Source organism: Pseudomonas sp. NPDC089554, assembly GCF_050280645.1.
Taxonomy (GTDB): Bacteria; Pseudomonadota; Gammaproteobacteria; order Pseudomonadales; family Pseudomonadaceae; genus Aquipseudomonas.
In genome coordinates this window covers 1-25,313 of the sequence record NZ_JBNNVR010000080.1, presented here as the reverse complement: position 1 = coordinate 25,313, position 25,313 = coordinate 1, and the positions used below count along the sequence as shown (strand labels likewise).

The following is a 25,313-nucleotide window of genomic DNA, read 5'->3' as shown; positions in this document are numbered from 1 at the left end:
GTCCGGCGGTGTTCGACTTCCTGCAGGAAAAAGGCAACGTCGACGAGCACGAGATGCACCGCGTGCTGAACTGCGGCGTGGGCATGGTCATCTGCGTGGCCCAGGACCAGGTAGAAGCTGCCCTGAACGTGCTGCGCGCCGAAGGTGAACAGCCGTGGGTGATCGGCCGCATCGATGTGGCCGCAGAAGGCGCTGCCCAGGTCGAGCTGCAGAACCTCAAGGCACACTGATGCCGGGCAAGACCTGTAACGTCGTGGTACTGCTGTCGGGCTCCGGCAGCAACCTGCAGGCGCTGATCGACAGCCTCGGCGCCCAGCAAGGCCCCGCGCGAATCCGCGCGGTGGTTTCCAACCGCGCCGACGCCTATGGCCTGGAACGGGCCAAGGCGGCCGGTATCGACACCGCCGTACTCGAGCATGGCGGCTTCGAAGGCCGCGAAGCCTTCGATGCCGCGCTGGTGGCGCTGGTCGACAGCTTCCAGCCAGACCTCGTGGTGCTGGCCGGTTTCATGCGTATTCTCAGTGGCGCCTTCGTGCGCCACTACCATGGCCGCCTGCTGAACATACATCCGTCACTGTTGCCCAAGTATAAAGGCCTGCACACCCATCAACGCGCGCTGGACGCCGGCGATGCCGAGCACGGCTGCAGCGTGCACTTCGTCACCGAGGAACTCGATGGCGGGCCTCTGGTCGTACAGGCTGTGGTTCCAGTTGCCGCGAAGGACACCGCGCAGACCCTCGCCCAGCGGGTGCACCAGCAGGAACACCTGATCTACCCGCTGGCCGTGCGCTGGTTCGCCGAAGGACGCTTGCGTCTGGGCGAACAGGGTGCGTTACTGGATGGCCAGCCGCTGGCGGCCAGCGGTCACTTGATTCGACCCTAGGAGAAATTATGCGTCGCGCCCTGCTCTTGGCTCTCGCCGTGCTCGCCCTGCCCCTCCAGGCAGCTGACCTGAAGCCGTTCTCGGCCAGCTACACCGCCGACTGGAAACAGCTGCCCATGAGCGGCACGGCCGAGCGCAGCCTGGAAAAGAACGCCAACGGTACCTGGAGCCTGAATTTCAAGGCCTCCATGATGATCGCCAGCCTCACCGAGCAAAGCACCCTGCGCATGGACAAGGACACCTTGCAGCCACAGAGCTACCACTTCGAGCGTGGCGGCCTGGGCAAGGCGAAGAAGGTCGACCTGAGCTTCGACTGGGCCAGCAAGAAAGTCACCGGCAGCGACCGCGGCGATGCCGTCGACCTGCCGCTGAACCGCGGCGTGCTGGACAAGTCGTCCTACCAGCTGGCGTTGCAGCATGACGTAGCCGCTGGCAAGAAGAGCATGACCTACCAGGTGGTCGACGGTGACGAGATCGACACCTACGACTTCCGTGTGCTGGGTACCGAGAAGGTGGCTACCAAGACCGGCCAGGTCGAGGCCATCAAGGTCGAGCGCGTGCGCGACCCAAGCCAGAGCAAGCGTATCACCGAGCTGTGGTTCGCCAAGGACTGGGACTTCCTGCTGGTGCAGTTGCGCCAGGTAGAAACCGACGGCAAGGAATACGTGATCGTGCTGCAAGAAGGCACGGTCGATGGCAAGGCGGTGAAGGGGAGCTGAGCCCCTGCCCGCCCCTGAAAGCCCCGCCATGTGCGGGGCTTTTTCATGCGCGCTCGGACGTTGATGAAACTTGTTTCATGGCGGTTTTACTTACTTAGCCTGCTAACAAACTCTATAAATGAGTTGTGCGACACAGTGTCGCAGCCAACTCAAGCAGTGGAGTTTACCGATGACTGTCCAAGTAACCGAACGCGACGAATCGAAAATGTCCCACGAAGGCCTGGCCGCTGGCGTGCGGATCTGGGATGTGCACCAGCAAGGCCAATTGGTCGGCATGTTCCATGAAGAACACCAGGCCCAGCAATACCGCCTGGAGCTGGAGCAGCTCGAGAACCAGCGCGCCGCACAGTAACGAGGCCAATCACCAAAGGCCGCTCCAGACCTGCTGGAGCGGCCTTCGCTCTCGACGACAGACTCGACTGTGCTCACTCAACCCTCGAAGCACACCACACTCGCATCCCCCAGGAAATCGAGGGTCTTGCGCTCAGCAGGCAGATAGACAGGCCATGGCGTGAGCGCTTGGCCATTAGGGTTGCCCGCTTTCACGAAATTGACCAGGTAGCCACAGGTGATCGTGCACATCTTCCAGTCACGCTCAGTCACCTGTTGTCCATACTTTTGCTGCAAGGTGCCCATGAAGTAGGGAATCTCCGAGGAGTGCGGCGCCCCCAATGGATGCTCGTGCTCCAATGCCTGGGTAACGTAAGTGAAGCGAAAACGATAGACCGGTAGGCCCTTGGTCGCCAGCAAGTCGGCAAGCGTCTTCGCACCGACCACCATGCTCCCTTGCGGCCCGAACAGGTCATCGCTGGTCGCGCCGATCATGACGGGCACTCGGTTGAATCGATCGTTTCGATAAGCGTCCAGAATGTCGACCGCGACCTTGCCGTCAGCGCAGGGGAAGGTATGGGTCGGGTTCTCGACAGCAGGCTCAAAAAGCGTGGCCATATTGAGGTCACCACGAATATCGATGGCCGCCAGTTGTCGCAGTTTCGCCACTGCCTGTGGGTCGTCGGCCTCGATACCCTGCTGCGCAGCGAAAGCCTCGCCTGCCCTTTCAGCCTGCGCAAACGCCACCAGTTCCTGCCCATCTCCCCCAGAGAGGATCACCGCCTTGTGGATGAGGTTGCAGGCCTGAGGCGACGTGAGTAGGGCGTGGGTCGATACCCCACCAGCGGACTCACCCATCACCGTGATGTCGCCCGGGTTCCCACCGAAGGCCGCGATATTGCGCTGCACCCATTGCAACGCGGCGATCTGGTCCATGAAACCGTAATTGCCCAGTGCCTGCTCCTGACCCTGTTGCCGGGTGAGTTGGGGATGAGCGAAGACACCGAAACGTGCGAAGCGGTAGTTGAAGCTCACCACCACGATGCCCTGCGCGGCCAGCGCTGCGCCGCTGTAGTGAGGGCGTGCAGCACTGCCATTGACGAAACCACCGCCGTGTATCCAGACCAGCACCGGCTTACCAGCAGGGCCAGCCGCTGGCGACCAGACATTCAGATAGAGGCAGTCTTCACTGAACTGCGGCGCCTGTGGCAGTGGCGCGGCATAGGGCTTTTGCATGCAGTCGTTGCCATAGTCGAACGCGTTGCGAGTCTCGACCCAGGGAGCTGGGTCCTGGGGCGGCTGCCAGCGCAGCAGGCCCACTGGCGCGGCAGCATAGGGGATGCCTTTGAAGGCGATGACATCACCCTCGCGCAGGCCTGCGATCGGGCCGCTGTCTATTCGAACGGTAAGGGATTGGGTGTCGATCATAGGAACTCCTGTCAGCTATCGGTAACGAACGTATCGTTCGCCAGCTAGCGTATGCAGAAGCTCAGTCAGGGGGTGGCCTGAAGGATTTCCATGATCATCGAGAAACCGAAAAGAACCCCGCCTGGACGGGGTTCTTTTCGTGGGTTACCACATCAGGTCGTCAGGAATCTTGTAAGGCCAACAGCACCGCCTGAAGCTTGAACAGCTTGAGAACCAACGTCGCACCCAGTAACGACGACTTCAGAGCCCCCCTCAAGATACAATACCGCGTCCCGGAGGGGGTTCTGGACCTCTTCTACTAGGCGCCATGGAATGGTTCATATTTGCTCAGCGGTAACCGACTTCACCGACCTGTAATCTCAAGCCTTCCATCGCAGCTGATTAAAGCTTGCAGCCGCTCACTGCCCGCATCAAATGGAACCATCCACCAGTTTGTAGTGGTGTCGTAGTGAGCGCCCTCAACCAAGGTGTAACTTTTACTGGCTTCCTGTTGAGCGTGACGTTGGTAGTAAGCATCGATCGATGCCTTGAAAAACGCCTCAGAACCACCTGCTGCACATGATCCTGCATCTCTTTCGCCGCAACCCGCCAGCACCATAAAACTAACGGCGTATGCCAGCCATGCAGCTTTCCTTATCATAATTTACCGCTCTCCCTCAAAACTGATCGGCTGGTCACCCTGAAAATGGATAGTGTAGTCGGTATGGCCAAACGTCTCACCCAGTTGCATCAAGAAGGTAGTCAATGCCTCTTGCAACCAAGGGCGATTACTGGGGTCGGCATCGAATTTATCGTCATTCAAATTATAATAACCAGAAAAATAATATGAGCCATCTGCATGGACAGTTAGATCACCAGTGACTTTTCCAGATACGCGCCCCACGGTCAATGCGACCGGTAGGTCCGACAAACTATTAAATGTATTGTAGCTAAACGGAGCCTCGGATACCTGGTATACGCCTTCCCCAACGTCAGGGTTGGTAAGAATCTGATTTATCGGACCGAAATCAGAGACCCCCATGGCCAAATTCAGCGAGCGGACATCGACGTAGCGCGGTAGACCATTGCCAAATAACCAATAACCCATTGCCGCGAATGGCATGGTTGGCACTCCAAAAAAGTCCACACTATGAGCAGCAAATAGAGGAGCATCGATCCAGTTATTTGTAGCCAAAAATTGACCATAGCCATATTGGAGGTCAAACGAACCATCCAGAGGAAACAAGTACTTGCCCGCTGCCGGGCCGTTCTCGCCCCACATGTAATTTGCATAGGTATGGATACCCAACTGCGTGCGGACGGAAAACAGCGGTTGATTACTTAGTCCTTTGCATATTTCCTGCATCATTAAGTAAGGGTTCGCTGCCAACGCCGCTGCCCATACAGCCTCTCCATTCAGAACCAAAGCAGGTGCTGCAAGCGGAATGGCGTGAATTTCTCGAATATGCTCAGGCAACATGGCGAAAACTGAATCCCAGCCTTCTTCAATCGTATACGTGGTGTGAGGATCAGCCTCACCATACACAACACTTTCAGCAAGTTCGTTAGACATCGATTCACCTATTTTTTTGAGAACAATTACTCGCGGGAAATTCCGCGCTAATGTCGCTCTTCGGCGATAGCTCGAGACTCACGATCTTCACATGATTTAGTACCCCACAACGGGAGCATTTAATCTGGAGCTGAGTACCCCTTCCCACTCGGGCAAGGAGTCGTTTGCAATTACCGCAACGGATATCTTCAAGCATCTGCAATGCCACAATCCACATCACTCGTGCGAGCGGTGACTGTAAGGGATGTCCTGCAGATATAAGCCTCAGACCCGAAGTCCCTCCAGAGTGCCTTGCCTGCTAAAAGCTTCCCTTCTTTTCCCAGCAGCATAAATAAAAAATCCTTGGATTAGTCGAAAATACCATTCACTTGAACAAGTAGGCGTGCAGTGCAGCCTTATGGCAAGCAATGCAGTCCAAGTGAACAGCATGACGTCCTTGGCAAGGCTTTCGATATTTACCACATCAGATCATCAGGGATCTTGTAGGCCGCGTACGGATCATCCTCATCCGTCTCTTCCACCTGGGTATTGAGCAGCAGGATGCGCTTGGGGTCGCGCTCCTGGATCTTCACCGCCGCCTCGCGCGGGATCACCTCATAGCCACCGCCATGGGCGACAATCGCCAGCGAGCCGCCGCTGAGCTTGCTGCGCATCAGGGCGTTGACGGCAATACGCTTGACCTTCTTGTCGTCGACGAAGTTGTAGTAGTCCTCGGTAGTGAGCTTGGGCAGGCGGGTGGCCTCGATCAATTGCTTGACCTGCGCGGCACGCGCCTTCTGCTCGGCTTTCTCCTGGACCTGGCGGTTCAGTTCCTGGTCTTTCCTGGCCTTGTCGGCCATGGCGTCCTTGGCCAGGCGTTGCTGGCTGTCGTTCACCTCGACCTGGCCTTTGTGTTCCAGGCGTTTCTGTTTCTTCTCGGCCTTGTTGGTCTGGGAGACCTGCTTCTGGTTGACCAGACCGGCCTTGAGCAATTGATCGCGAAGGGAAAGGCTCATCGGTGTTCACTCACTTATGCATCGGCTCAGCCGCAGCTGGGCAGGTTCTTTTCCTGACGCTTGGCTTCGCCCCACAGGGCATCCAGCTCGTCAAGGCTACAATTCTCGATCGGTTGGCCACTGTCGCACAATGCCTGCTCGATAAAACGGAAACGTCGCTCGAACTTGCGGTTGGCGCGGCGCAGGGCGTTTTCCGGGTCGTGCTTGAGGTGGCGGGCCAGGTTGACGGTGGCGAACAGCAGGTCGCCGAGCTCGTCTTCCAGCGCATCGCTGTCGCCGTCGGCCATGGCTTGCAGCACTTCATCAAGCTCTTCGCGGACCTTGTCCAGCACCGGCAGCGCCTCAGGCCAGTCGAAGCCGACCGTGGCGGCGCGCTTTTGCAGCTTGGCCGCGCGTGACAGCGCGGGCAAGGCGGCGGGTACGTCGTCGAGCAACGACAGCTGCTCGGGGGTGCTCTTCTCGGCGCGTTCCTCGGCCTTGATCTGCTCCCAGCGCGACTTGACCTGGGCCTCGCTCAGGCTTGGGGTGTCGAGTGGTGCGTAGAGGTCGCCGGTGGGGAATACATGGGGGTGGCGGCGGATCAGCTTGCGGGTGATCGCGTCGACCACGCCGTCGAATTCGAAGCGCCCTTCTTCACGGGCCAGCTGGCTGTAGTAGACCACCTGGAACAACAGGTCGCCGAGCTCGCCTTGCAGGTGCTCGAAATCGCCACGCTCGATGGTGTCGGCGACTTCGTAGGCTTCTTCGATGGTGTGTTGGACGATGCTGGCGTAGTCCTGCTGCAAGTCCCAGGGGCAGCCGTGCTTGGGGTCGCGCAGGCGGGCCATCAGGTGCAGCAGGTCGTCTAGGGTGTAGGTCATGGCAGGTCCTTCGGCGGTGCCATCTTCGCGGCGGTGCGACGCCTCGCCAAGCCCGCTCCTACAGGTTCACCGCTGATCCCGAATGCAGCGGGGTACCTGTAGGAGCGGGCTTGCCCGCGAAGATGGCGACGCTGTCTCAAGGCGTACGATTACGCCGCGTCTCGATGATGTTCGGCAACTGCGAGATACGCCCCAGCAAGCGCCCCAGCGCATCCAGGCCGGGAATCTCGATGGTCAGCGACATCAGCGCGGTGTTGTCTTCCTTGTTCGAGCGGGTGTTCACCGCCAGCACGTTGATCTTCTCGTTGAGCAGCACCTGCGACACGTCGCGCAGCAGGCCCGGGCGGTCGTAGGCGCGGATGACGATGTCGACCGGGTAGGTCTGCACCGGGATCGGCCCCCAGCTCACCTGGATCATGCGCTCCGGCTCCTTGCCCGCCAATTGCAGCACCGAGGCGCAGTCCTGGCGGTGAATGCTCACGCCGCGGCCCTGGGTGATGTAGCCGACGATGGCATCGCCCGGCAATGGCTGGCAGCAGCCGGCCATCTGGGTCAGCAGGTTGCCCACGCCTTGAATCTGGATATCGCCGCGCTTGCCGGCACGAATACCACGCGCCTGGCGTGGGATCAGCTCAGGCTCCAGGCGCTCGGGCTCGAGCAGCTGCTGGGCCGCGTTGACCATGTGCGCCAGACGCAGGTCGCCGGCCCCGAGGGCGGCGAACATGTCTTCGGCGGTCTTCACGTTGGCCTTCTCGGCCAGACGCTCGAAGTCCACCTGCGGCAGGCCCAGGCGGCTGAGCTCACGCTCGATCAGGGTCTTGCCGGCGGCAACGTTCTGGTCGCGCGCCTGCAACTTGAACCAGTGGACGATCTTCGCCCGCGCCCGCGAGGTGGTGACATAGCCGAGGTTGGAGTTCAGCCAGTCACGGCTGGGGTTGCCGTGCTTGCTGGTGATGATCTCCACCTGCTCGCCAGTTTGCAGGCTGTAGTTCAGCGGCACGATGCGGCCGTTGATCTTGGCGCCGCGGCAGTTATGGCCGATCTCGGTGTGCACGCGGTAGGCGAAGTCCAGCGGCGTGGCGCCCTTGGGCAGGTCGATGGCGTGGCCGTCGGGGGTGAACACATAGACCCGGTCCGGCTCGATATCGACCCGCAGCTGCTCGGCCAGGCCGCCGATATCGCCCAGTTCCTCGTGCCATTCCAGCACCTGGCGCAGCCAGGAGATCTTCTCTTCGTAGTGGTTGGAGCTGGGTTTGACGTCGGTGCCCTTGTAGCGCCAGTGCGCGCACACGCCAAGCTCGGCTTCCTCGTGCATGCCGTGGGTGCGGATCTGCACCTCCAACACTTTGCCCTCCGGGCCGATCACCGCGGTGTGCAGCGAGCGGTAGCCGTTCTCCTTGGGGTTGGCGATGTAGTCGTCGAACTCCTTGGGGATGTGTCGCCACAGGGTGTGCACGATGCCGAGCGCGGTGTAGCAGTCGCGAATCTCCGGCACCAGCACGCGCACCGCACGCACGTCGTAGATCTGGCTGAACTCCAGGCCCTTGCGCTGCATCTTGCGCCAGATCGAATAGATATGTTTCGCCCGGCCACTGATATCGGCCTTCACGCCCGTGGCCAGCAGCTCGTTCTGCAACTGGTTCATCACGTCGCTGATGAAGCGCTCGCGGTCCAGCCGGCGCTCGTGCAGCAGCTTGGCGATCTGCTTGTATTGGTCGGGTTCGAGGTAGCGGAAGGACAGGTCTTCCAGCTCCCACTTGATATGGCCGATGCCAAGGCGGTGGGCCAGCGGCGCATAGATGTCGAACACCTCGCGCGCCACGCGCATGCGCTTTTCGTCATCGGCGGCCTTGACCGCACGAATGGCGCAGGTGCGCTCGGCCAGCTTGATGAGCGCTACGCGCACGTCGTCGACCATGGCCACTAACATTTTGCGCAGGTTCTCGACCTGTGCCTGGGAACCCAGTACCAGCGACTGGCGCGGACTAAGGCTGGCACTGATGGCGGCCATGCGCAGCACGCCGTCGATCAGCTTGGAGACCACCGGGCCGAAACGCTGGCCGACTTCGGCGAGGGTCACCTTGCCCTCGCGTACCGAGCGATAGACCACGGCGGCGACCAGCGAGTCCTGGTCGAGCTTGAGGTCAGCGAGGATTTCGGCGATTTCCAGGCCTGCCTGGAAGCTGGACGTGCCGTCGGCCCAGGAATGCTTGGCCGGGTTGCCCTTCTTCTCGACTTCCAGGGCGAATTCGCAAGCCTCCTTGAGGGCCGTGCGATCAAGCGCAGAATCGACGCTCACCACATGATCCAGCCATGCATCGAGATTGATACTGCCGTCGGTATTGACCGGCTGGTGCACTCTCACCTGTACCATGTTTCTTTTACCTTTCCATACAGCGCGCCACGCGGACGCACTGGCAATCAAACGTGCTGCCCCCTTTCCATGGGAGCCGCACCAAGAGGGCTGCGATCAGCCCACCTCGAATAACGCCATGGCCTCGACATGCGCCGTCTGAGGAAACATGTCGAGAATCCCGGCCCTTTTTAACCGGTACCCCTGCTCGACCAGCACCTGCGCATCTCGCGCCAGGGTGGCCGGGTTACACGATACATAGACCAACCGCTTCGCCCCCAGTCGGGCGATGCCCTGCACCACTTCGAAGGCGCCATCGCGCGGTGGGTCCAAGAGTACCGCAGAAAAGCCCTCGTCGGCCCATTCGGCAGCCGCCAGGGGCTGCGATAAATCGGCCTGAACAAAACGCGCGTTATGCACGCCGTTATCACGCGCATTGGCGGCGGCACGCTCGACCATCGCCTGCACACCCTCCACCGCTACCACTTCGCGGGCCTGGCGCGCCAGCGGCAGGGCAAAGTTGCCCAGGCCGCAGAACAGGTCCAGTACCCGCTCGTCTGCTTGCGGTGCCAACCAGGCCAGGGCCTGCTCGATCATCGCAGTGTTCACCTGGGCATTGACCTGGACGAAGTCGCCCGGTCGCCAGGCCAGTTCCAGCCCCCACGGTTCCAGGGCGAAGCCCAGTTGCGCGTTGGCCTCGACCGCTGCCGGCTCGCCCTCGCCTTGCAGCCACAACTGGGCACCGGCCTGCTCACAGAACGCCTGCAAGCGCGCCAGGTCCTCGCTGGACAGCGGCGCGACATGCCGCACCAGCAGCGCCTCGGCGCTACCACTGAACAACTCCACGTGCCCCAACGCCTGCGGTTTGTCCAAGCTGCGCAGCACGGTCGGCAAGTGGCGCATGATCGTCTGCAAGGGCTGTACCAGCACCGCACAATCGTCGATAGCAACGATGTCCTGGCTGGCCTCGGCACGGAAACCGACGTGCAATTGACGCGCCTTGGCCTCCCAGCGCACCGCCACCCGCGCCCGACGCCGGTAGCCGAATTCCGGGCCGGCCAAAGGCGCAGCCCATATTTCAGGTTGGACATTGCCAACGCGCTGCAGTTGCTCGGCGAGTGTGCGTTGCTTGAGTGCCAATTGGCCGTCGTGAGGTAGATGTTGCAGGTTGCAACCGCCGCAGCGGGCGTAGTGCCGGCAAGGCGCCTCGCGCCGCTCGGGGCTGGCTTGCAGCACCCGCTCCAGGCGAGCCTCGACCACCTTGCCACGGGCATTGAGCACCCGCGCCTCTACCGCCTCGCCTGCCAGGGCGCCGCTGACGAACCAGGTACGCCCCTCGAGGAAGGCAATGCCACGGCCGTCCCCGGCCAGGCGCTCGATGTCCAGCTTCTGTTTCTTGCCGACCGGCACCTGGGGCGCGCGCTCACCGCCCGCTGGCTGAAAGCGCAGGCCGCCGCTGCTTTTCTTTCTGGACATCAGTTTGCGTCGAACAGGCCGGTGGACAGGTAGCGGTCGCCGCGGTCGCAGATGATTGCCACCATGACCGCGTTTTCCACTTCCTGCGACAGACGCAGCATGGCCGCCACCGCACCGCCAGAGGACACGCCGCAGAAAATGCCCTCTTCGCGGGCAAGCCTGCGCGTGGTCTCTTCGGCTTCCTGCTGGGACATGTCGACCACCCGGTCGACCCGGGTAGCGTCGAAGATCTTCGGCAGGTATTCCTCCGGCCAGCGGCGGATACCAGGAATGGCAGAGCCCTCCATCGGTTGCAGGCCGACGATCTGCACCGCCGGGTTCTGCTCCTTGAGGTACTGCGAGCAGCCCATGATGGTGCCGGTGGTGCCCATGGAGCTGACGAAATGGGTGATGCTGCCCTGGGTCTGTTGCCAGATTTCCGGGCCAGTGCTTTGGTAATGGGCGATCGGGTTGTCGCCATTGGCGAACTGGTCGAGCACCAGGCCGCGGCCTTCGGCCTGTAGCTTCTCGGCAAGGTCGCGGGCCCCTTCCATGCCCTCTTCCTTGGTCACCAGCAGCAGCTCGGCGCCATAGGCGGTCATGGCCGCCTTGCGCTCGGCGGTGGAGTTGTCCGGCATGATCAGGATCATCTTGTAGCCTTTGATCGCCGCCGCCATGGCCAGGGCGATACCGGTGTTGCCGGAGGTCGCCTCGATCAGCGTGTCGCCGGGCTTGATCTGGCCGCGCAGCTCGGCGCGGGTGATCATCGACAAGGCCGGGCGGTCCTTCACCGAACCCGCCGGGTTGTTGCCTTCGAGCTTGAGCAGCAAGGTATTGCTGGTCTGCCCGGCGATGCGTTGCAGGCGAACCAGAGGCGTGTTGCCGACGCAATCGGCGATGGTTGGGTACTGCAAGGTCATGGCGTATTTCGCAATCCGGACGGCAGGGGCGCCTATCATACCGGCAAACCTTTCCTGGCCATATCACGCAATCTGTAGTGGCTATAGCTACAAGCTATATAGAGGTGCCAGCACAACGCTGACACAAAAAAGTGCATTGAGGCAGCGACCGGGGTAACGTTCGCCGAGCGTGTCGCCACAGGCGACCACAACCATGCACATGACAGGAGACCAGTGTGCTCGATCGTTTGGGAATACGCAGCCGGGTGCTGCTACTGGCCCTACTGCCGGCCGGCCTGATGGCGCTGGTGCTGGGCAGCTATTTCACCTGGCTGCAACAGAACGAATTGCGCACCCAGTTGCTGCAGCGCGGCAAGATGATCGCCGAGCAACTGGCGCCCCTGGCCGCCCCGGCCCTGGCCCAGCCCGCGCCGGAGCAGCTTGAGCGCATCGCCTCCCAGGCCCTGGAGCAGGCCGACGTACGTGCAGTGGCGTTCCTCGCGCCAGACCGTTCACGCTTGGCCCACGCCGGCCCGAGCATGCTCAACCCGCCGCCCACCGGTGGCGGCACTACCCAACTGCTGCAACGCTCCGGCAACGACGCCACCCGCTACCTGATGCCGGTGTTCGGTCACCACCGCGACCTGGCCGGCAACGCCGTGCCGGCAGAAGCCGAGCGCCTGCTGGGTTGGCTGGAGATCGAGCTGTCCCACGACGGCACGTTGCTGCGCGGCTACCGCAACCTGTTCACCAGCCTGGTGCTGATCTTCGTCTGCCTGTGCCTGACCACCCTGCTCGCCTTGCGCATGAGCCGCGCGATCAATGGCCCCATCGGGCGTATCAAGCATGTGGTCAACCAATTGAAGGACGGCAACCTCGAAGAGCGCCTGCCGACCCTGGGCAGCCATGAGCTGGACGAGTTGGCCGCCGGCATCAACCGCATGGCCGAAACTCTGCACAACGCCCATGAAGAATTGCAGCACAGCATCGACCAGGCCACCGAGGACGTACGCCAGAACCTGGAAACCATCGAGATCCAGAACATCGAGCTGGACATGGCGCGCAAGGAGGCCCTGGAGGCCAGCCGGATCAAGTCCGAGTTCCTGGCCAACATGAGCCACGAGATCCGCACGCCGCTCAATGGCATCCTCGGCTTCACCCACCTGCTGCAAAAAAGCGAGCTCACCCCGCGCCAGCTCGACTACCTGGGCACCATCGAAAAGTCGGCCGACAACCTGCTGGGGATCATCAACGAGATCCTCGACTTCTCCAAGATCGAGGCCGGCAAGCTGGTGCTCGACAGCATTCCGTTCAACTTGCGCGACCTGATCCAGGACACCCTGACCATCCTCGCCCCGGCCGCCCACGCCAAGCAGCTCGAACTGGTCAGCCTGGTGTACCGCGACACGCCGCTGTCGCTGGTGGGCGACCCGCTGCGGCTCAAGCAGATCCTCACCAACCTGGTGAGCAACGCGATCAAGTTCACCCGCGAAGGCACCATCGTCGTGCGCGCCATGGTCGAGGACGAGCACGACGACACCGCGCAACTGCGCATCAGTGTGCAGGACACCGGCATCGGCCTGTCGCAGCAGGACGTGCGCACGCTGTTCCAGGCCTTCAGCCAGGCCGACAACTCGCTGTCGCGCCAGCCCGGCGGTACCGGCCTGGGCCTGGTGATCTCCAAGCGCCTGATCGAGCAGATGGGCGGCGAGATTGGCGTGGACAGCACGCCCGGCGAAGGCTCGCAGTTCTGGATCAACCTCAGCCTGCCCAAGGCCCACGACGACGGCGAGGAGCTGCCGCTGCAACCCTTGCTCGGGCGCCGCGCGGCGATCGTCGATGGCCATGAACTGGCGCGCCAGGCTCTGGAGCACCAACTGGAGGACTGCGGCCTGAGCGTCAGCCTGTTCGCCTCCTTCGAGCAACTGGTGCAGGGCGTGCAGGCTGCCAGCCAGGCTGGCCAGCCGTTCGAGTTCGCCATCCTCTGCGCCAACCTGGGCAACCTTTCGCCCGAGCAGCTTGGCCAGTACCACCAACAACTTGAACACCTGGGCTGCCTGAGTGTGGTGCTGTGCCCGACCACCGAGCAGGCGCTGTACCACCCTTATTTGCCCAATGCCCACGGCCAGTTGATGTCCAAGCCGACCTGCACACGCAAGCTGCGTCGCCTGCTGGTAGAGCTGGTGCAGCCGAGCCGCCAGGGCGGCGAACCGCGCGTCGGCAACCGTCATGCATTGCCCAAGGTGCTGTGCGTAGATGACAACCCCGCCAACCTGCTGCTGGTCAAGACCCTGCTCGAAGACATGGGCGCGGCGGTGCTGGCGGTGGACAACGGCTATGCCGCCGTGCAGGCGGTACAGGACGAACCGTTCGACCTGGTGCTGATGGACGTACAGATGCCCGGCATGGATGGCCGCGCCTGCACCGAGCAGATCCGCCGCTGGGAAAGCAGCCAGAGCGGCCAGCCGCTGCCGATCGTGGCCCTGACCGCGCACGCCATGGCCAATGAGAAACGCGCCTTGCTGCACAGCGGCATGGACGACTACCTGACCAAGCCGATCAGTGAACGCCAGCTGGCCCAGGTATTGATGAAGTGGACCGGCCTGAGCCTGGGCGCCGAGCCCCAGGAGCGCGCCAGCGAGCACACGCCGGATGACCAGGAGCTGAAAGTGCTCGACCCCGAGGAAGGCTTGCGCCTGGCGGCAGGCAAGGCCGACCTGGCGGCAGACATGCTGGCGATGTTGCTGGCCTCGCTGGAGCGCGACCGCGAAGCCATTCGTTCGGCGCGGGATGCGGGCGATCGCGAGGCGATGATCGAGCAGGTGCACCGCCTCAATGGCGCCTCGCGCTATTGCGGCGTGCCGCAACTGCGAGCCGCCTGCCAGCGCAGCGAAACCTTGCTCAAGCAGGACAACCCACAGGCGTTGCAGGCGCTCGAGGAGCTGGACCGAGCCATCAGCCGGCTGGCGGCGCAGGCGCACCTGAGCGCCTGAAGCGCGTCGGCCTCATCGCGGGACAAGCCCGCGATGAGGCCGACACAGGTCAACACCGACCTGTCAGGGCTATCTAAACTGCCCCTTTCCAGCCCGAGGAGCCCGACCATGCGCGTCCTGTTGTTCAGCAGCCAGCACTACGACCAGGAAAGCTTCAGCCAAGCCGCCGGCGGCAGTGCCCTGGAGCTGCATTTCCAGCCCGCCCGCCTGACCCTCGACACCGCGCCCCTGGCCCAGGGCTTCGAGGTGGTCTGCGCCTTCATCAACGACGAACTCGACGCCCAGGTGCTACAGCGCCTGGCCAGCGGCGGCACGCGCCTGATCGCCTTGCGCTCGGCCGGCTACAACCATGTCGATCTGGACGCTGCCGCGCGCCTGGGCCTGGCCGTGGTGCGGGTGCCGGCCTACTCGCCACACGCCGTGGCCGAGCACGCCGTGGCGTTGATCCTGGCGCTCAACCGGCGCCTGCACCGCGCCTACAACCGCACCCGCGAAGGCGACTTCACCCTGCACGGCCTGACCGGCTTCGACCTGCACGGCAAGACCGTCGGGGTGGTCGGCACCGGCCAGATCGGCGCCGCCTTCGCCCGCATCATGGCCGGTTTCGGCTGCCAATTGCTGGCTTACGACCCAACTCCCAACCCCGAGCTGCTGGCCCTTGGCGCCCGCTACCTGGCGCTGCCCGAACTGCTGCGCCAGTCACACATCGTCAGCCTGCATTGCCCGCTGAACGAACACACCCGCCACCTCATCAATGCCCAGAGCCTTGCCCAGTTGCAGCACGGCGCCATGCTGATCAACACCGGGCGCGGCGCCCTGGTCGATACCCCGGCGCTGATCGATGCGCTCAAGAGCGGCCAGCTGGGCTACCTGGGGCTGGATGTGTACGAAGAGGAGGCGCAGCTGTTCTTCGAAGACCGCTCCGACCTGCCCCTGCAAGACGACGTGCTGGCGCGGCTGCTGACCTTCCCCAACGTGATCGTCACCGCGCACCAGGCGTTCCTGACCCACGAGGCGCTGCACGCGATTGCCAGCACCACCCTTGAAAACATCGTCCACTGGGCGGCAGGCAATGCGCAGAACCGGGTAACAGGCTAGGATACGCGGCATTTCTGGAGGACCCATGGTCGAGCACGATTTCCGCTACACCCTTTTCAACCCGCAACACACCCTGATCGAATGCCGCGCACTGGTGCCGGGGCGCTACCAGGTGACCGGCAACGGCGGCTCGATCCAGAAAGGCGATGTCCTGCTGGTCACGCTCAAGGGCAGCAAGGACTTGTCCATGCGCCTGACCGTCGACACCGTGCGCCACCTGATCAACCCGCGCGGCCAGTGGGTCGCCGTGGCCAGCGGGCCGGTGTTCAACGAGCTGGAAATCCTCACCTGGAAGGTCAAGTGCGACGGCTGCGAGGCGGAACTTGAGTTCGAGTTCGCCGTGGACGCCAAGCTGGGCAAGAAGGGCCATCAACCGGCGGCCAGTGCGCGCATCGTCGAGCTGGGCTGGGCCAATGAAAACGGGCGCCACCTGTGCCCTGCCTGCCAGGGACGTGCGCAGTGAAAACGCTGTTGAGCGCCGCGCTGGCCGCCAGCGCCCTGCTCGGCTGCGCTGCCGAGCCCATGAAACTGCAACAGGAACGCAGCTACGTGCTGGAGTGGATCGGCGAACACCCGCTGATCGACTACAGCCACCTGACCCTGACCTTGGCCAACGATGGCCGGGCCTATGGCAATGCCGGCTGCAACCACTGGTTCGCCAGCTACACCCTGGAAGGCGACCGGCTGAGCTTCGGCAAGGTCGGCAAGACCCGCAAGCTGTGTGCGCCGGCCTTGATGGACCAGGAAAAACGTTTCCTGCAGGCCCTGGAGACGGTGCAGCGCTGGGATGTATCGCCGATCGAGCAAGTGCGTTTCTGGCCAGGCGAAGGCAAGCCACTGCGCTTCTGGCCTGAGGAAGGCTGAAAAACATCGCGGGGCAAGCCCGCTCCCACAGGTTCTACATGGCCCTCAAGTACGATGTAGAACCTGTGGGAGCGGGCTTGCCCCGCGATAGGGCTGCGCAGCAGCCCGGCAATGAATCAAGCGCCGCCTTTGAGCGCCTTGATCTTCGCTTGCAGCCCTTCCAGCGTCTGCTCGCCCAGCAACTGCTCACGCACCTTGCCCTTGTCATCGATGATGTAGGTCACCGGCAGCGCTTCGCTGCGGGGTAGTTCATAGCGCTCGGCCGGGTCCTGGGCCAGCACGGTGAAATCGATGCCCAGGGCCTGCACCGCCTGCTTGAGCTCATCGCCCTGCAAGCCGTCGAAGTTCACCCCCACCACCTTGATACCCTCGGCGCTCCACAGCTTGGCGGCCTCGTTGAGCTCAGGGATTTCCGTGCGGCACGGGCCACACCATTCGGCCCAGTAATTGAGCACAAGCCAGTGCCCGTCGAGCTGCTCGGCCTTCACCGTGGTGCCATGCTGGTCCACACCGTAGTCCGCACCGCAGCCACCGAGCAACAAGCCCGCGGTGATCGCCAATGCCGCTGCCAAACGCCTTGCCATGGGTCAATCCTTCTAAGTTTTTCAAGCGTTGAAGTCGATCGCTGTGGTTAGAATAGCCGCCACACCCAGCTGGATGCGACCCGTCATGACCGACCTGACCCTGTATCATAACCCGCGCTGCTCCAAATCCCGTGGCGCCCTGGAGCTGCTCGAGGCACGTGGCCTGGCGCCCACCGTAGTGCGCTACCTGGAAACCCCGCCGGATGCCGCGACCCTCAAGGCCCTGCTCGGCAAGCTGGGCATTGCCCCGCGCCAACTGCTGCGCACCGGCGAAGACGAATACAAGACGCTGGAGCTGGCCAACCCGGCCCTGAGCGACGCACAGCTGATCGACGCCATGACCCAGCACCCCAAGCTTATCGAACGGCCGATCCTGGTGGCCGGTGACAAGGCAGTGATCGGTCGCCCACCGGAAAAAGTCCTGGAGATCCTGCCGTGAGCGATCCCTATATCCTGGTGCTGTACTACAGCCGCCACGGCTCGACCAGCGAGATGGCCCGGCACATTGCCCGTGGCGTCGAAATGGCCGGTCTGGAAGCACGCCTGCGCACCGTACCGGCCATTTCCACCGAATGCGAAGCCGTGGCCCCGGACATTCCCGCCAGCGGCGCGCTGTACGCCACCCTGGACGACCTGCGCCACTGCGCTGGCATCGCCTTGGGTAGCCCGACCCGCTTCGGCAACATGGCCGCCCCCCTGAAATACTTCCTCGACGGCACCAGCAGCCTGTGGCTGGGCGGTGAGCTGGTGGGCAAGCCGGCGGCGGTGTTCACCTCTACCGCCAGCCTGCACGGCGGCCAGGAAACCACACTGCTGTCGATGCTGCTGCCCTTGATGCACCACGGCATGCTGGTGCTGGGCCTGCCGTACAGCGAATCCGCGCTGCTGGAAACCCGCGGCGGCGGCACGCCCTATGGCGCCAGCCACCACGCCGGTGCCGACGGCAAGCGCGAACTCGACCCGCACGAAATCACCCTGTGCCGCGCACTGGGCCAACGCCTGGCGAACACCGCCAAGGCCCTGGGTGAACCCCGTGGCTAAAAAGCCCAAGGTGCTGCCGTCCCTCGACTGGTTGGCGCCGCGCCTGCGGGTGACCCGCGCAATGGCCCTGGCCTGCTTCTTCAGCCTGATTGCCCTGCTGGCGGTGAACAACCTGTGGTTCGCCGAATTGCATGGCGCGCGGGTCGAGGTGATCCTGGCGATCGAGCTGGTTCCGCTGCTGCTGTTGCTGCCGGGCATGCTCAAGGGCAGCGCCCGGGCGCATGCCTGGACCTGCTTCGTGGTGAACATTTATTTCATCAAGGGCGTGCTGGCAGCGTTCGACCCGGCGCGGGCGCTGTTCGGCTGGGTCGAAGTGCTGGTGAGCCTGGGGTTGTTCGTCAGTGGGCTGCTGTATGTGCGCTGGAAGTTCCAGCATGAGCGGCGGTTGGCGGGGGAATAGGGCTGACGTTGGCAGTGCCTTCTTCGCGGGTAGACCCGCGAAGAAAGCGCCGCAGATCTCAATGGTTGACGGTATGCGCCAGCATCACCGACAACTGGCACAGCGGCCGTCCACTCTCGGCATGCCACTGGTTGAACGCCTGCTGCACCAGCGCCAGGTCACGCTGGCTGGTGGGCTGCTTGTCGATCACTTTCTGCGCAATCAACGCCGCCGCCATGTCATCGGTAGGAATGAACGTATCCTTGCCAACCATGCGCAAGAACCGCGGCGCAGACAACCCGCCCAGCTGGTTGCCATGCTTGGCCAGGTACTTCCACAGCCCGACGATATCGGTCACTGGCCAATCGGCGATGAACGCGCCGAAACTGCCCTTCTCCTTCTGCACATCCAGCACCATCTGCGCGTTGCGCGGCACGCTCTTGAGCTTGCCCAGGTGACGGATGATGCGCTCGCCCTGCATCAGCCGCTCCAGGTGCTCGGCGCCCATCAGCACCACTTTCTCCGGGTCGAAACCGAAGAACACCTGCTCGAACGCCGGCCACTTGGCATCCACCAGGCTGTGCTTGAGGCCTGCGCGGAATACGCGCAGGGCCAGGGTCGACAGGTAGCGGTCATCGCTGATGGCGCGCAACTGCTCAGGCGTGCGCGGCTGCGGCAGGAAGGCTTCCAGCGCCTGGGCCGAGCCGAAGCGATTCAGGCAGAATTCATGCAGCCATTGGTAGTCGCGCATGGGTCAGAGGTTCAGCACGTCGAGGAAACGCGGGGCGGCGTTCTCGTCGATCTTCAGGCTGGTGAAGTCGAACAGGTTGCGGTCGGCCAGCTGCGACGGCGCCACGTTCTGCATCGCGCGGAAGATGCTTTCGGTGCGGCCCGGGTGCTTGCGCTCCCACTCCACCAGCATGTCCTTGACCACCTGGCGCTGCAGGTTTTCCTGCGAGCCGCACAGGTTGCACGGGATGATCGGGAATTCCTTCATGTCCGAATAGGCCTGGATGTCCTTCTCGCTGCAATAGGCCAGCGGCCGGATCACCACGTTGCGGCCATCGTCGGCGCGCAGCTTCGGCGGCATGCCCTTGAGCGCGCCGTTGAAGAACATGTTGAGGAAGAAGGTCTCGACGATGTCGTCGCGGTGGTGACCCAGGGCCATCTTGGTCGCACCGATTTCGTCGGCGAAGGTGTACAAGGTGCCCCGGCGCAGGCGCGAGCACAGCGAGCAGGTGGTCTTGCCCTCGGGTACCAGCTCCTTGACCACCGAGTAGGTGTCCTTCTCGACGATGTGGTACTCGACGCCCAGCGCCTTCAGGTAAGCCGGCAGCACATGCTCGGGGAAGCCGGGCTGCTTCTGGTCCATGTTCACCGCGACGATCTGGAAGCTGATCGGCGCCACCTTCTGCAGGTGCAGCAGAACGTCGAGCATGGTGTAGCTGTCCTTGCCGCCGGACAGGCAGACCATGATCTTGTCGCCATCCTCGATCATGTTGTAGTCGGCGATGGCTTCGCCGGCGAGGCGGCGCAGGCGTTTTTGCAGTTTGTTCTGGTTGACCGAAAGGGTGCCCATGGCGCTTGAATCCGCGAGGTGTGACAAAAGCCGGTTATTTTACGCACAAACCGGCCGTTGGCGTAGGCCATTCCGATAAAGAATCAAGGCCGCGCCTGACAGTGCAATTTGCTCTAAAAACCCCGGTTTGTGCTGGGATCCGCTTCCTATACTGCGACATAAGGCCATATTACCGCTGCTTCGGTGTCCAGGCCTCGGGCCACAGGCGCTCCATTGGGGGGGCGTTTGGCAACGACGATAGGAGTGACCGGCATGATCCATCACGTTCTGGGGCTGTTTACCCATCCGGACCAGGAATGGAAGGAGATACGTGGCGAGGACGAAAGCATCAGCCACATGTACCTGACCCACACCTTGATCCTGGCGGCGATCCCGGCGGTATCGGCCTTCATCGGCACCACCCAGGTGGGCTGGGTGATCGGCGACAGGCCTGCGGTAATGCTGACCATGGAAAGCGCGCTATGGATGAGCATCATGTCGTACCTGGCGATGCTCGCCGGGGTGGCCGTGATGGGCGCCTTCATCCACTGGATGGCGCGCACCTACGACGCCAACCCAAGCATGGCGCAATGCATCGCTTTCGCCACCTACACCGCCACCCCGCTGTTCCTCGGCGGCCTGGCAGCGCTCTACCCGCACCTGTGGCTGGGCATGCTGCTCGGCACGGCGGCCATCTGCTACACCGTCTACCTGCTGTATGTCGGCCTACCGACGTTCATGAACATTCCCACCGACGAAGGCTTTTTGTTCTCGAGTTCCGTGCTGGCGGTAGGCTTGGTAGTGCTGGTGGCAATCATGGCCGCCACGGTGATCATCTGGGGTCTGGGCGTGGGGCCTGTGTATACCAGCTGAGATGTCTACGACTAGATCCACCAACACTGGGCATCGAAGCCAGGGGCCGCCGCGAGGCGGCCTTTGACTGCCTGCTGACCGGCGGGCTCGGCAGGCGCCTGGTGCTTGCGGCATAATGCGCTGGCAAGGAGACCCGCCCCGCCATGCCCGAGCTGCTCAAGCAACGCGTCGAAACCTGTTACCAACAAGCCGAAGACTTCTTCAAACGCCCCTTCGCCCGCCCCGAGGTCAGCTTCAAGCTGCGCGGCCAGAAGGCCGGCGTTGCGCACCTGCACGAGAACCTGCTGCGCTTCAACCTGCAGCTGTACCGCGAAAACCAGGAAGACTTCCTGCGCCAGACCGTGGCCCACGAAGTGGCGCACCTGGTCGCCCACCAATTGTTCGGCGAGCGTATCCAGGCCCACGGCGAGGAATGGCAGTTGATCATGCGCGGGGTGTACGAGTTGCCGCCCAACCGCTGCCACAACTACGACGTGCAGCGGCGCGTGGTGACCCGCTACATCTACCGCTGCCCGTGCCCGCAGAGCGATTTCCCGTTCACCGCCCAGCGGCACAAGCTGGTGCGCCAGGGGCGGCGCTACCTGTGCCGGCGCTGCCGGGAAATATTGGTGTACAGCGGCGAGACTCGCGTCGAGTAACCCCCTCTTACAGGTACTGCGCTGTGCTTGAGAACGGCGGGAACCGGCATAGTCCAAGACACAAAAAAGGCGACCCGAGGGTCGCCTTTTTCATTTACCGCACGATCAACGAACAGCCGGGCCTTCAGCAACACCCAGGTCGTCGGCCGGACGGGTCTCGACCAGCGGCGAGCCACCGGAAGCCAGTTCCGATTGCAGCTTGTCGGTGTCCAGCTCCTTGACCCACTTGGCCACGACCACGGTGGCAACGGCGTTGCCGATCAGGTTGGTCAGGGCGCGGGCTTCGGACATGAAGCGGTCGATACCCAGGATCAGCGCAAGGCCGGCAACCGGCAGGTGGCCAACGGCAGACAGGGTAGCGGCCAGGACGATGAAGCCCGAACCGGTAACGCCCGCAGCGCCTTTGGAAGCAACCAGCAGCACCAGCAGCAGGGTGATCTGGTGGCTCAGGTCCATCGGGGTGTCGGTGGCCTGGGCGATGAACACCGCAGCCATGGTCAGGTAGATCGAAGTACCGTCCAGGTTGAACGAGTAGCCAGTCGGGATCACCAGGCCAACCACGGATTTCTTCGCACCCAGGCGCTCCATCTTGGTCAGCATGCGTGGCAGGGCCGATTCCGAGGAGGAAGTACCCAGTACGATCAGCAGTTCTTCACGGATGTAGCGGATCAGCTTCAACACGCTGAAACCGTGGGCGCGGCAGATGCCGCCCAGCACGATCAGGATGAACGCCAGGCAGGTGATGTAGAAGCAGGCCATCAGGTAGCCCAGCTGCACCAGCGAGCCAACGCCGTACTGACCGATGGTGAAGGCCATGGCACCGAAGGCACCGACCGGGGCCAGCTTCATGATCATGTTGATGATGTTGAACATCACATGGGCGAAGCGATCGATCAGCTCCAGCACCGGCTTGCCGTAGCTGCCCAGGCGGTGCAGGGCGAAGCCGAACAGCACGGAGAACATCAGCACTTGCAGGATGTCGCCGTTGGCGAAGGCGCCGACTACGGTGTTGGGAATGACGTTGAGCAGGAAGCCAATGGTAGTCTGCTGCGCGCCGGCACTGGCGTAGGCGGCTACGCTGCTGGCGTTCAGGGTGTTGACATCGACGTGCATGCCAGCGCCAGGCTGAACTACGTTGACCACGACCAGGCCGATGATCAGGGCGATGGTGGAGACGATTTCGAAGTACAGCAGCGCGTAGCCGCCGGTCTTGCCGACCGACTTCATGCTCTGCATGCCTGCGATGCCGCTGACGACGGTACAGAAGATGATCGGGGCGATGACCATCTTGATCAGTTTGACGAAGCCATCACCCAAGGGTTTGAGGGCAACACCGGTTTCGGGGTAGTAGTGACCGAGCAGGATGCCGATGGTGATGGCAACGATCACCTGGACATACAGGGACTTGTACAGCGGCTGACGTGTCGTCATGGCTAGATTTATCCTCGAGTGTGCCTTGAACACCCTTCCCAGGGCATGGCACCTAAAGCGCGAACCCTCCTGCACCTGGAGGGATTTGTTGTGTTCGAGCTGCGCAGCGCAGGCCTCTGCCGGTTACATAGCAAGGGCAATGCCAAAATGCCCAGAATGGGTGCAAGTGCCGTGTTTACGGGGAATTCGTGCGCGAGGACGGGGCAAGGTTCGAGGTGGGCATTGGCGGGTTTCCGCCCGTTGGCGGAAATGGTACGGGGTGCCTGGCGGGAATCCGCCCGACTTGCCAGGCAATACCGCTTGCCAGAGAGGCATTGCTTGCCATGAAGAAATGGATGCGCACTTCAGTCGACCCGGAACACGATACGAAACGCCGCCCCGCCCAGCGGCGAATCGCCCAGGCTCAACTGCGCATCGAAGCTGTCGATGATATCCTTGACCACGGCCAGCCCGATGCCCTGCCCCGGGTGTTGGCGGTCCAGCCGTTCACCCCTTTGCAGGATACGCTCGCGCAGGCTCACCGGTATGCCGGGGCCATCGTCCTCCACGCACAGCACGCGCGCGCCGGGCTCGTCCACCAGGCTCACGCGTACCTGCCCCAGGCACAGGCGGTAGGCGTTTTCCAGAAGGTTGCCGAGCAGTTCGAGCAAGGCACCCTCCTCCATCGGCAACTGGGCGCGCTCGGGAATTACCAGGCTGACGCTGACGCGCTTGTCCCGGTAGACCTTGTCCAAGGTGCTGCACAGGCTGACCAGCAGCGGCCGCACCGCGACCCGGTGGCGAACCAGGCCACTCTTGCGCAGGCTGGCGCGCTGCAACTGGTAGTCGATCTGCTGGCTCATGCGCTCGATCTGGCTTTGCAGTACCCGCGCCTGCTCGCGTTCGCCATTGCCCTGGCCGAGGTTTTCGCCGACACCTTGCAGCACCGCCAGTGGAGTTTTCAGGCTATGTGCCAGGTCGTCGAGGGAGTCGCGGTAGCGCTGGCGTTGCTCGCGCTCGCTGTGCAGCAGGCGGTTCAGCGAGCCGGTCAGGCGCAGCAGCTCACGTGGGTGCTCGCGGCTGAGCCCATCACGCGCGCCAGACTCCACCTCGTCCAGCTCAACGCTCAACCGACGCAGCGAGCGCAGGCCCCAGGTCAGGCCCGCCCATAGCAGCACCATCAACGCCAGCAAGGCCGCGCCAAAGCCCAGGTAGAGCTTCTCGCGCAGCCCATCGAGGGTGTGCTGGTATTCACGTACCGGCTGCAGGGCGACGATGCTGAAGGCCGCGCTCTTGCCACCGAGCAGTTTCACCTCGACGTCGTAGACGAAGAATTCTTCACCATTGTTCTGGCGGATGCGCGCAAACTCGTTGCCGGTGCCGTCGTAACGGGGCAAGTAGTTGATGTTCTGGGTGGTGGTAGCGCGCGAGCGCCAGACCAGGTTGCCCTGGCGGTCGAAGATGTAGCCGAGCAGGCCGGTATTGGCCAGGTTGAAGCGTTCGTCCGGTAGCTGGGCCGGCATCTGCAACTGGCCATGCTCGACTCGCGCGGCCGAGATCAGCGTCGTCACATCCGAGGCCAGGCGCTGCTCGATGGACTCCTGCAAGGCCAGGCTGAAGGCCTTTTGCAAGGCCGGCAACAGGCCCAGCATGAACAGCAGCGCCAACGACGCCGCCGCAAGCATCAGACGCAGGCGTAGCGAGCGAATCATCGGCAACGCTCGGTGAACAGGTAGCCCAGGCCACGCACCGTATCGATCGGTTTGAAGCCGTTGTCGCCCTCGAGCTTGCGCCGCAGGCGACCGACCAGCACCTCGATGACATTCGGGTCGCGCTCGTCGTCGTCCGGGTACAGCTGCTCCATCAGGCGGTCCTTGGCCACCACCTGCTGGTGATGACGCATGAGGTATTCGAGGATGCGGTATTCGTAGGCGGTCAGCGCCAAGGGCTGCTCGTCCAGGGTGGCTTGCTTGCGGTTAAGGTCGAGCACCAGGGGGCCTGCGGCGATGGTCGACTGAGTGAAGCCGCTGGAGCGGCGCAGCAAGGCGTTCAGGCGCGCTTCGAGCTCCTCGAACTGGAAGGGTTTGACCACGTAGTCGTCGGCCCCTGCGGCCAGGCCTTCGACCTTGTCCTGCCAGTTACCGCGCGCGGTGAGGATCAGGATTGGAAAGGTCTTGCCTTGGCTGCGCAACTGGCGGATCAGGTCCAGCCCGCTCATGCCCGGCAGGCCCAGGTCGATCACCGCCAGGTCGTGGTTGTACTGCTCGGCCTGGTACAGCGCCTCCTCGGCATTGGCCACCGCCTCGACCACAAGCCGATCATGCTCGCCGGCGGCATGGGCAACATCCGTGAAGACCACGTGCAGAAAGCCGAAATCACCGTCGGCGCCAAGCTGATCGTG

The 25,313-nt window shown here is 62.9% G+C and carries 28 protein-coding genes; 13 read left to right on the top strand and 15 right to left on the bottom strand.

Translation table 11 applies throughout. From position 1 onward, the window contains the following. The 4 genes from ACQKPE_RS20425 to ACQKPE_RS20410 all read left to right on the top strand — a co-directional run. A partial coding sequence (locus ACQKPE_RS20425; RefSeq protein WP_427668424.1) for an AIR synthase-related protein occupies positions 1-230 on the top strand: 230 nt, incomplete at its 5' end. Beyond that, on the top strand, positions 230-883 hold the full coding sequence (purN, locus tag ACQKPE_RS20420; RefSeq protein ID WP_427668423.1) for a phosphoribosylglycinamide formyltransferase: 654 nt from the start codon (positions 230-232) through the stop codon (positions 881-883). The genes ACQKPE_RS20425 and purN, both read left to right, overlap by 1 nt. 8 nt (positions 884-891) lie before the next feature. Next, positions 892-1,602, top strand: a complete 711-nt coding sequence (locus ACQKPE_RS20415; protein ID WP_427668422.1) for a DUF3108 domain-containing protein — start codon at positions 892-894, stop codon at positions 1,600-1,602. Positions 1,603-1,771: 169 nt separating this feature from the next. Next, on the top strand, positions 1,772-1,954 hold the full coding sequence (locus tag ACQKPE_RS20410; RefSeq protein WP_427668421.1) for a hypothetical protein: 183 nt from the start codon (positions 1,772-1,774) through the stop codon (positions 1,952-1,954). Between the two features lie 77 nt (positions 1,955-2,031). Here ACQKPE_RS20410 and ACQKPE_RS20405 read toward each other — a convergent pair whose 3' ends face one another. From ACQKPE_RS20405 to cysM, 9 genes are all read right to left on the bottom strand, one after another. Continuing rightward, complete coding sequence (locus ACQKPE_RS20405) at positions 2,032-3,360, bottom strand: carboxylesterase/lipase family protein (RefSeq protein WP_427668420.1); 1,329 nt, start codon at positions 3,358-3,360, stop codon at positions 2,032-2,034. A 343-nt stretch (positions 3,361-3,703) separates the two neighbouring features. Continuing rightward, on the bottom strand, positions 3,704-4,000 hold the full coding sequence (locus ACQKPE_RS20400; RefSeq protein WP_427668419.1) for a hypothetical protein: 297 nt from the start codon (positions 3,998-4,000) through the stop codon (positions 3,704-3,706). Between the two features lie 3 nt (positions 4,001-4,003). After that, on the bottom strand, positions 4,004-4,912 hold the full coding sequence (locus tag ACQKPE_RS20395) for a lipid II-degrading bacteriocin (RefSeq protein ID WP_427668418.1): 909 nt from the start codon (positions 4,910-4,912) through the stop codon (positions 4,004-4,006). A gap of 4 nt (positions 4,913-4,916) precedes the next feature. Further along, positions 4,917-5,114 carry a Com family DNA-binding transcriptional regulator gene (locus tag ACQKPE_RS20390; RefSeq protein ID WP_427668426.1) on the bottom strand — a complete coding sequence of 66 codons (198 nt, stop codon included), beginning with the start codon at positions 5,112-5,114 and terminating at the stop codon, positions 4,917-4,919. Between the two features lie 253 nt (positions 5,115-5,367). After that, on the bottom strand, positions 5,368-5,907 hold the full coding sequence (locus tag ACQKPE_RS20385; protein ID WP_427668417.1) for a DUF2058 domain-containing protein: 540 nt from the start codon (positions 5,905-5,907) through the stop codon (positions 5,368-5,370). Positions 5,908-5,933: 26 nt separating this feature from the next. After that, positions 5,934-6,767, bottom strand: coding sequence for a nucleoside triphosphate pyrophosphohydrolase (gene mazG / locus ACQKPE_RS20380; RefSeq protein ID WP_427668416.1), 834 nt, complete (start codon positions 6,765-6,767; stop codon positions 5,934-5,936). A gap of 136 nt (positions 6,768-6,903) precedes the next feature. Beyond that, on the bottom strand, positions 6,904-9,141 hold the full coding sequence (gene relA, locus ACQKPE_RS20375) for a GTP diphosphokinase (protein ID WP_427668415.1): 2,238 nt from the start codon (positions 9,139-9,141) through the stop codon (positions 6,904-6,906). 96 nt (positions 9,142-9,237) lie between these two features. Beyond that, positions 9,238-10,596: a 23S rRNA (uracil(1939)-C(5))-methyltransferase RlmD gene (gene rlmD, locus ACQKPE_RS20370; RefSeq protein WP_427668414.1), complete on the bottom strand. Its 1,359-nt coding sequence runs from the start codon at positions 10,594-10,596 to the stop codon at positions 9,238-9,240. Next, positions 10,596-11,495 (bottom strand): cysteine synthase CysM, encoded by a 900-nt coding sequence (gene cysM / locus ACQKPE_RS20365; RefSeq protein ID WP_427668413.1) that lies wholly within the window; start codon positions 11,493-11,495, stop codon positions 10,596-10,598. Before cysM ends, rlmD begins: the two co-directional genes overlap by 1 nt. 215 nt (positions 11,496-11,710) lie before the next feature. Between cysM and ACQKPE_RS20360 the strand changes: the two genes are divergently transcribed. The 4 genes from ACQKPE_RS20360 (at position 11,711) to ACQKPE_RS20345 (ending at position 16,429) form a co-directional block, all read left to right on the top strand. Then, complete coding sequence (locus ACQKPE_RS20360) at positions 11,711-14,467, top strand: response regulator (RefSeq protein ID WP_427668412.1); 2,757 nt, start codon at positions 11,711-11,713, stop codon at positions 14,465-14,467. A gap of 108 nt (positions 14,468-14,575) precedes the next feature. Further along, entirely contained in the window at positions 14,576-15,565 is a 990-nt protein-coding gene (locus ACQKPE_RS20355; protein WP_427668411.1) for a 2-hydroxyacid dehydrogenase, read from the top strand. Between the two features lie 25 nt (positions 15,566-15,590). Continuing rightward, entirely contained in the window at positions 15,591-16,028 is a 438-nt protein-coding gene (locus ACQKPE_RS20350) for a hypothetical protein (protein ID WP_427668410.1), read from the top strand. Next, positions 16,025-16,429 carry an META domain-containing protein gene (locus ACQKPE_RS20345; protein ID WP_427668409.1) on the top strand — a complete coding sequence of 135 codons (405 nt, stop codon included), beginning with the start codon at positions 16,025-16,027 and terminating at the stop codon, positions 16,427-16,429. Before ACQKPE_RS20350 ends, ACQKPE_RS20345 begins: the two co-directional genes overlap by 4 nt. Positions 16,430-16,545: 116 nt before the next feature. Here ACQKPE_RS20345 and ACQKPE_RS20340 read toward each other — a convergent pair whose 3' ends face one another. Beyond that, on the bottom strand, positions 16,546-17,013 hold the full coding sequence (locus tag ACQKPE_RS20340) for a TlpA disulfide reductase family protein (protein WP_375100275.1): 468 nt from the start codon (positions 17,011-17,013) through the stop codon (positions 16,546-16,548). 85 nt (positions 17,014-17,098) lie between these two features. On the opposite strand from ACQKPE_RS20340, the gene arsC reads away from it, so the two are divergent. From arsC to ACQKPE_RS20325, 3 genes are read left to right on the top strand one after another with little or no spacing between them, the layout of a single operon-like run. Further along, positions 17,099-17,452, top strand: a complete 354-nt coding sequence (gene arsC, locus ACQKPE_RS20335; protein WP_427668408.1) for an arsenate reductase (glutaredoxin) — start codon at positions 17,099-17,101, stop codon at positions 17,450-17,452. Continuing rightward, entirely contained in the window at positions 17,449-18,054 is a 606-nt protein-coding gene (gene wrbA, locus ACQKPE_RS20330) for an NAD(P)H:quinone oxidoreductase (RefSeq protein WP_375100277.1), read from the top strand. Before arsC ends, wrbA begins: the two co-directional genes overlap by 4 nt. After that, positions 18,047-18,454 carry a DUF2069 domain-containing protein gene (locus tag ACQKPE_RS20325; protein ID WP_427668407.1) on the top strand — a complete coding sequence of 136 codons (408 nt, stop codon included), beginning with the start codon at positions 18,047-18,049 and terminating at the stop codon, positions 18,452-18,454. Before wrbA ends, ACQKPE_RS20325 begins: the two co-directional genes overlap by 8 nt. 58 nt (positions 18,455-18,512) lie before the next feature. Here the strand turns inward: ACQKPE_RS20325 and ACQKPE_RS20320 are convergent, their stop codons facing one another. Further along, positions 18,513-19,184 carry a DNA-3-methyladenine glycosylase I gene (locus tag ACQKPE_RS20320; RefSeq protein ID WP_427668406.1) on the bottom strand — a complete coding sequence of 224 codons (672 nt, stop codon included), beginning with the start codon at positions 19,182-19,184 and terminating at the stop codon, positions 18,513-18,515. A gap of 3 nt (positions 19,185-19,187) precedes the next feature. After that, on the bottom strand, positions 19,188-20,012 hold the full coding sequence (gene ttcA / locus ACQKPE_RS20315; RefSeq protein WP_427668405.1) for a tRNA 2-thiocytidine(32) synthetase TtcA: 825 nt from the start codon (positions 20,010-20,012) through the stop codon (positions 19,188-19,190). 252 nt (positions 20,013-20,264) lie between these two features. Between ttcA and ACQKPE_RS20310 the strand changes: the two genes are divergently transcribed. Continuing rightward, on the top strand, positions 20,265-20,864 hold the full coding sequence (locus tag ACQKPE_RS20310; protein WP_427668404.1) for a Yip1 family protein: 600 nt from the start codon (positions 20,265-20,267) through the stop codon (positions 20,862-20,864). A 143-nt stretch (positions 20,865-21,007) separates the two neighbouring features. After that, the gene (locus tag ACQKPE_RS20305; RefSeq protein WP_427668403.1) at positions 21,008-21,502 is read left to right on the top strand and encodes a SprT family zinc-dependent metalloprotease; all 495 of its coding nucleotides are present in this window, start codon (positions 21,008-21,010) and stop codon (positions 21,500-21,502) included. Between the two features lie 105 nt (positions 21,503-21,607). Here ACQKPE_RS20305 and ACQKPE_RS20300 read toward each other — a convergent pair whose 3' ends face one another. The 3 genes from ACQKPE_RS20300 to ACQKPE_RS20290 form a co-directional block, all read right to left on the bottom strand. Beyond that, entirely contained in the window at positions 21,608-22,933 is a 1,326-nt protein-coding gene (locus ACQKPE_RS20300; protein ID WP_427668402.1) for a dicarboxylate/amino acid:cation symporter, read from the bottom strand. A 344-nt stretch (positions 22,934-23,277) separates the two neighbouring features. After that, a complete protein-coding gene (locus ACQKPE_RS20295; protein WP_427668401.1) occupies positions 23,278-24,624 on the bottom strand; it encodes an ATP-binding protein in 1,347 nt (448 codons plus the stop codon). Beyond that, positions 24,621-25,277: a response regulator gene (locus tag ACQKPE_RS20290; RefSeq protein ID WP_427668425.1), complete on the bottom strand. Its 657-nt coding sequence runs from the start codon at positions 25,275-25,277 to the stop codon at positions 24,621-24,623. The genes ACQKPE_RS20295 and ACQKPE_RS20290 overlap by 4 nt, the downstream gene beginning before the upstream one ends. Positions 25,278-25,313 lie beyond the last annotated feature (36 nt).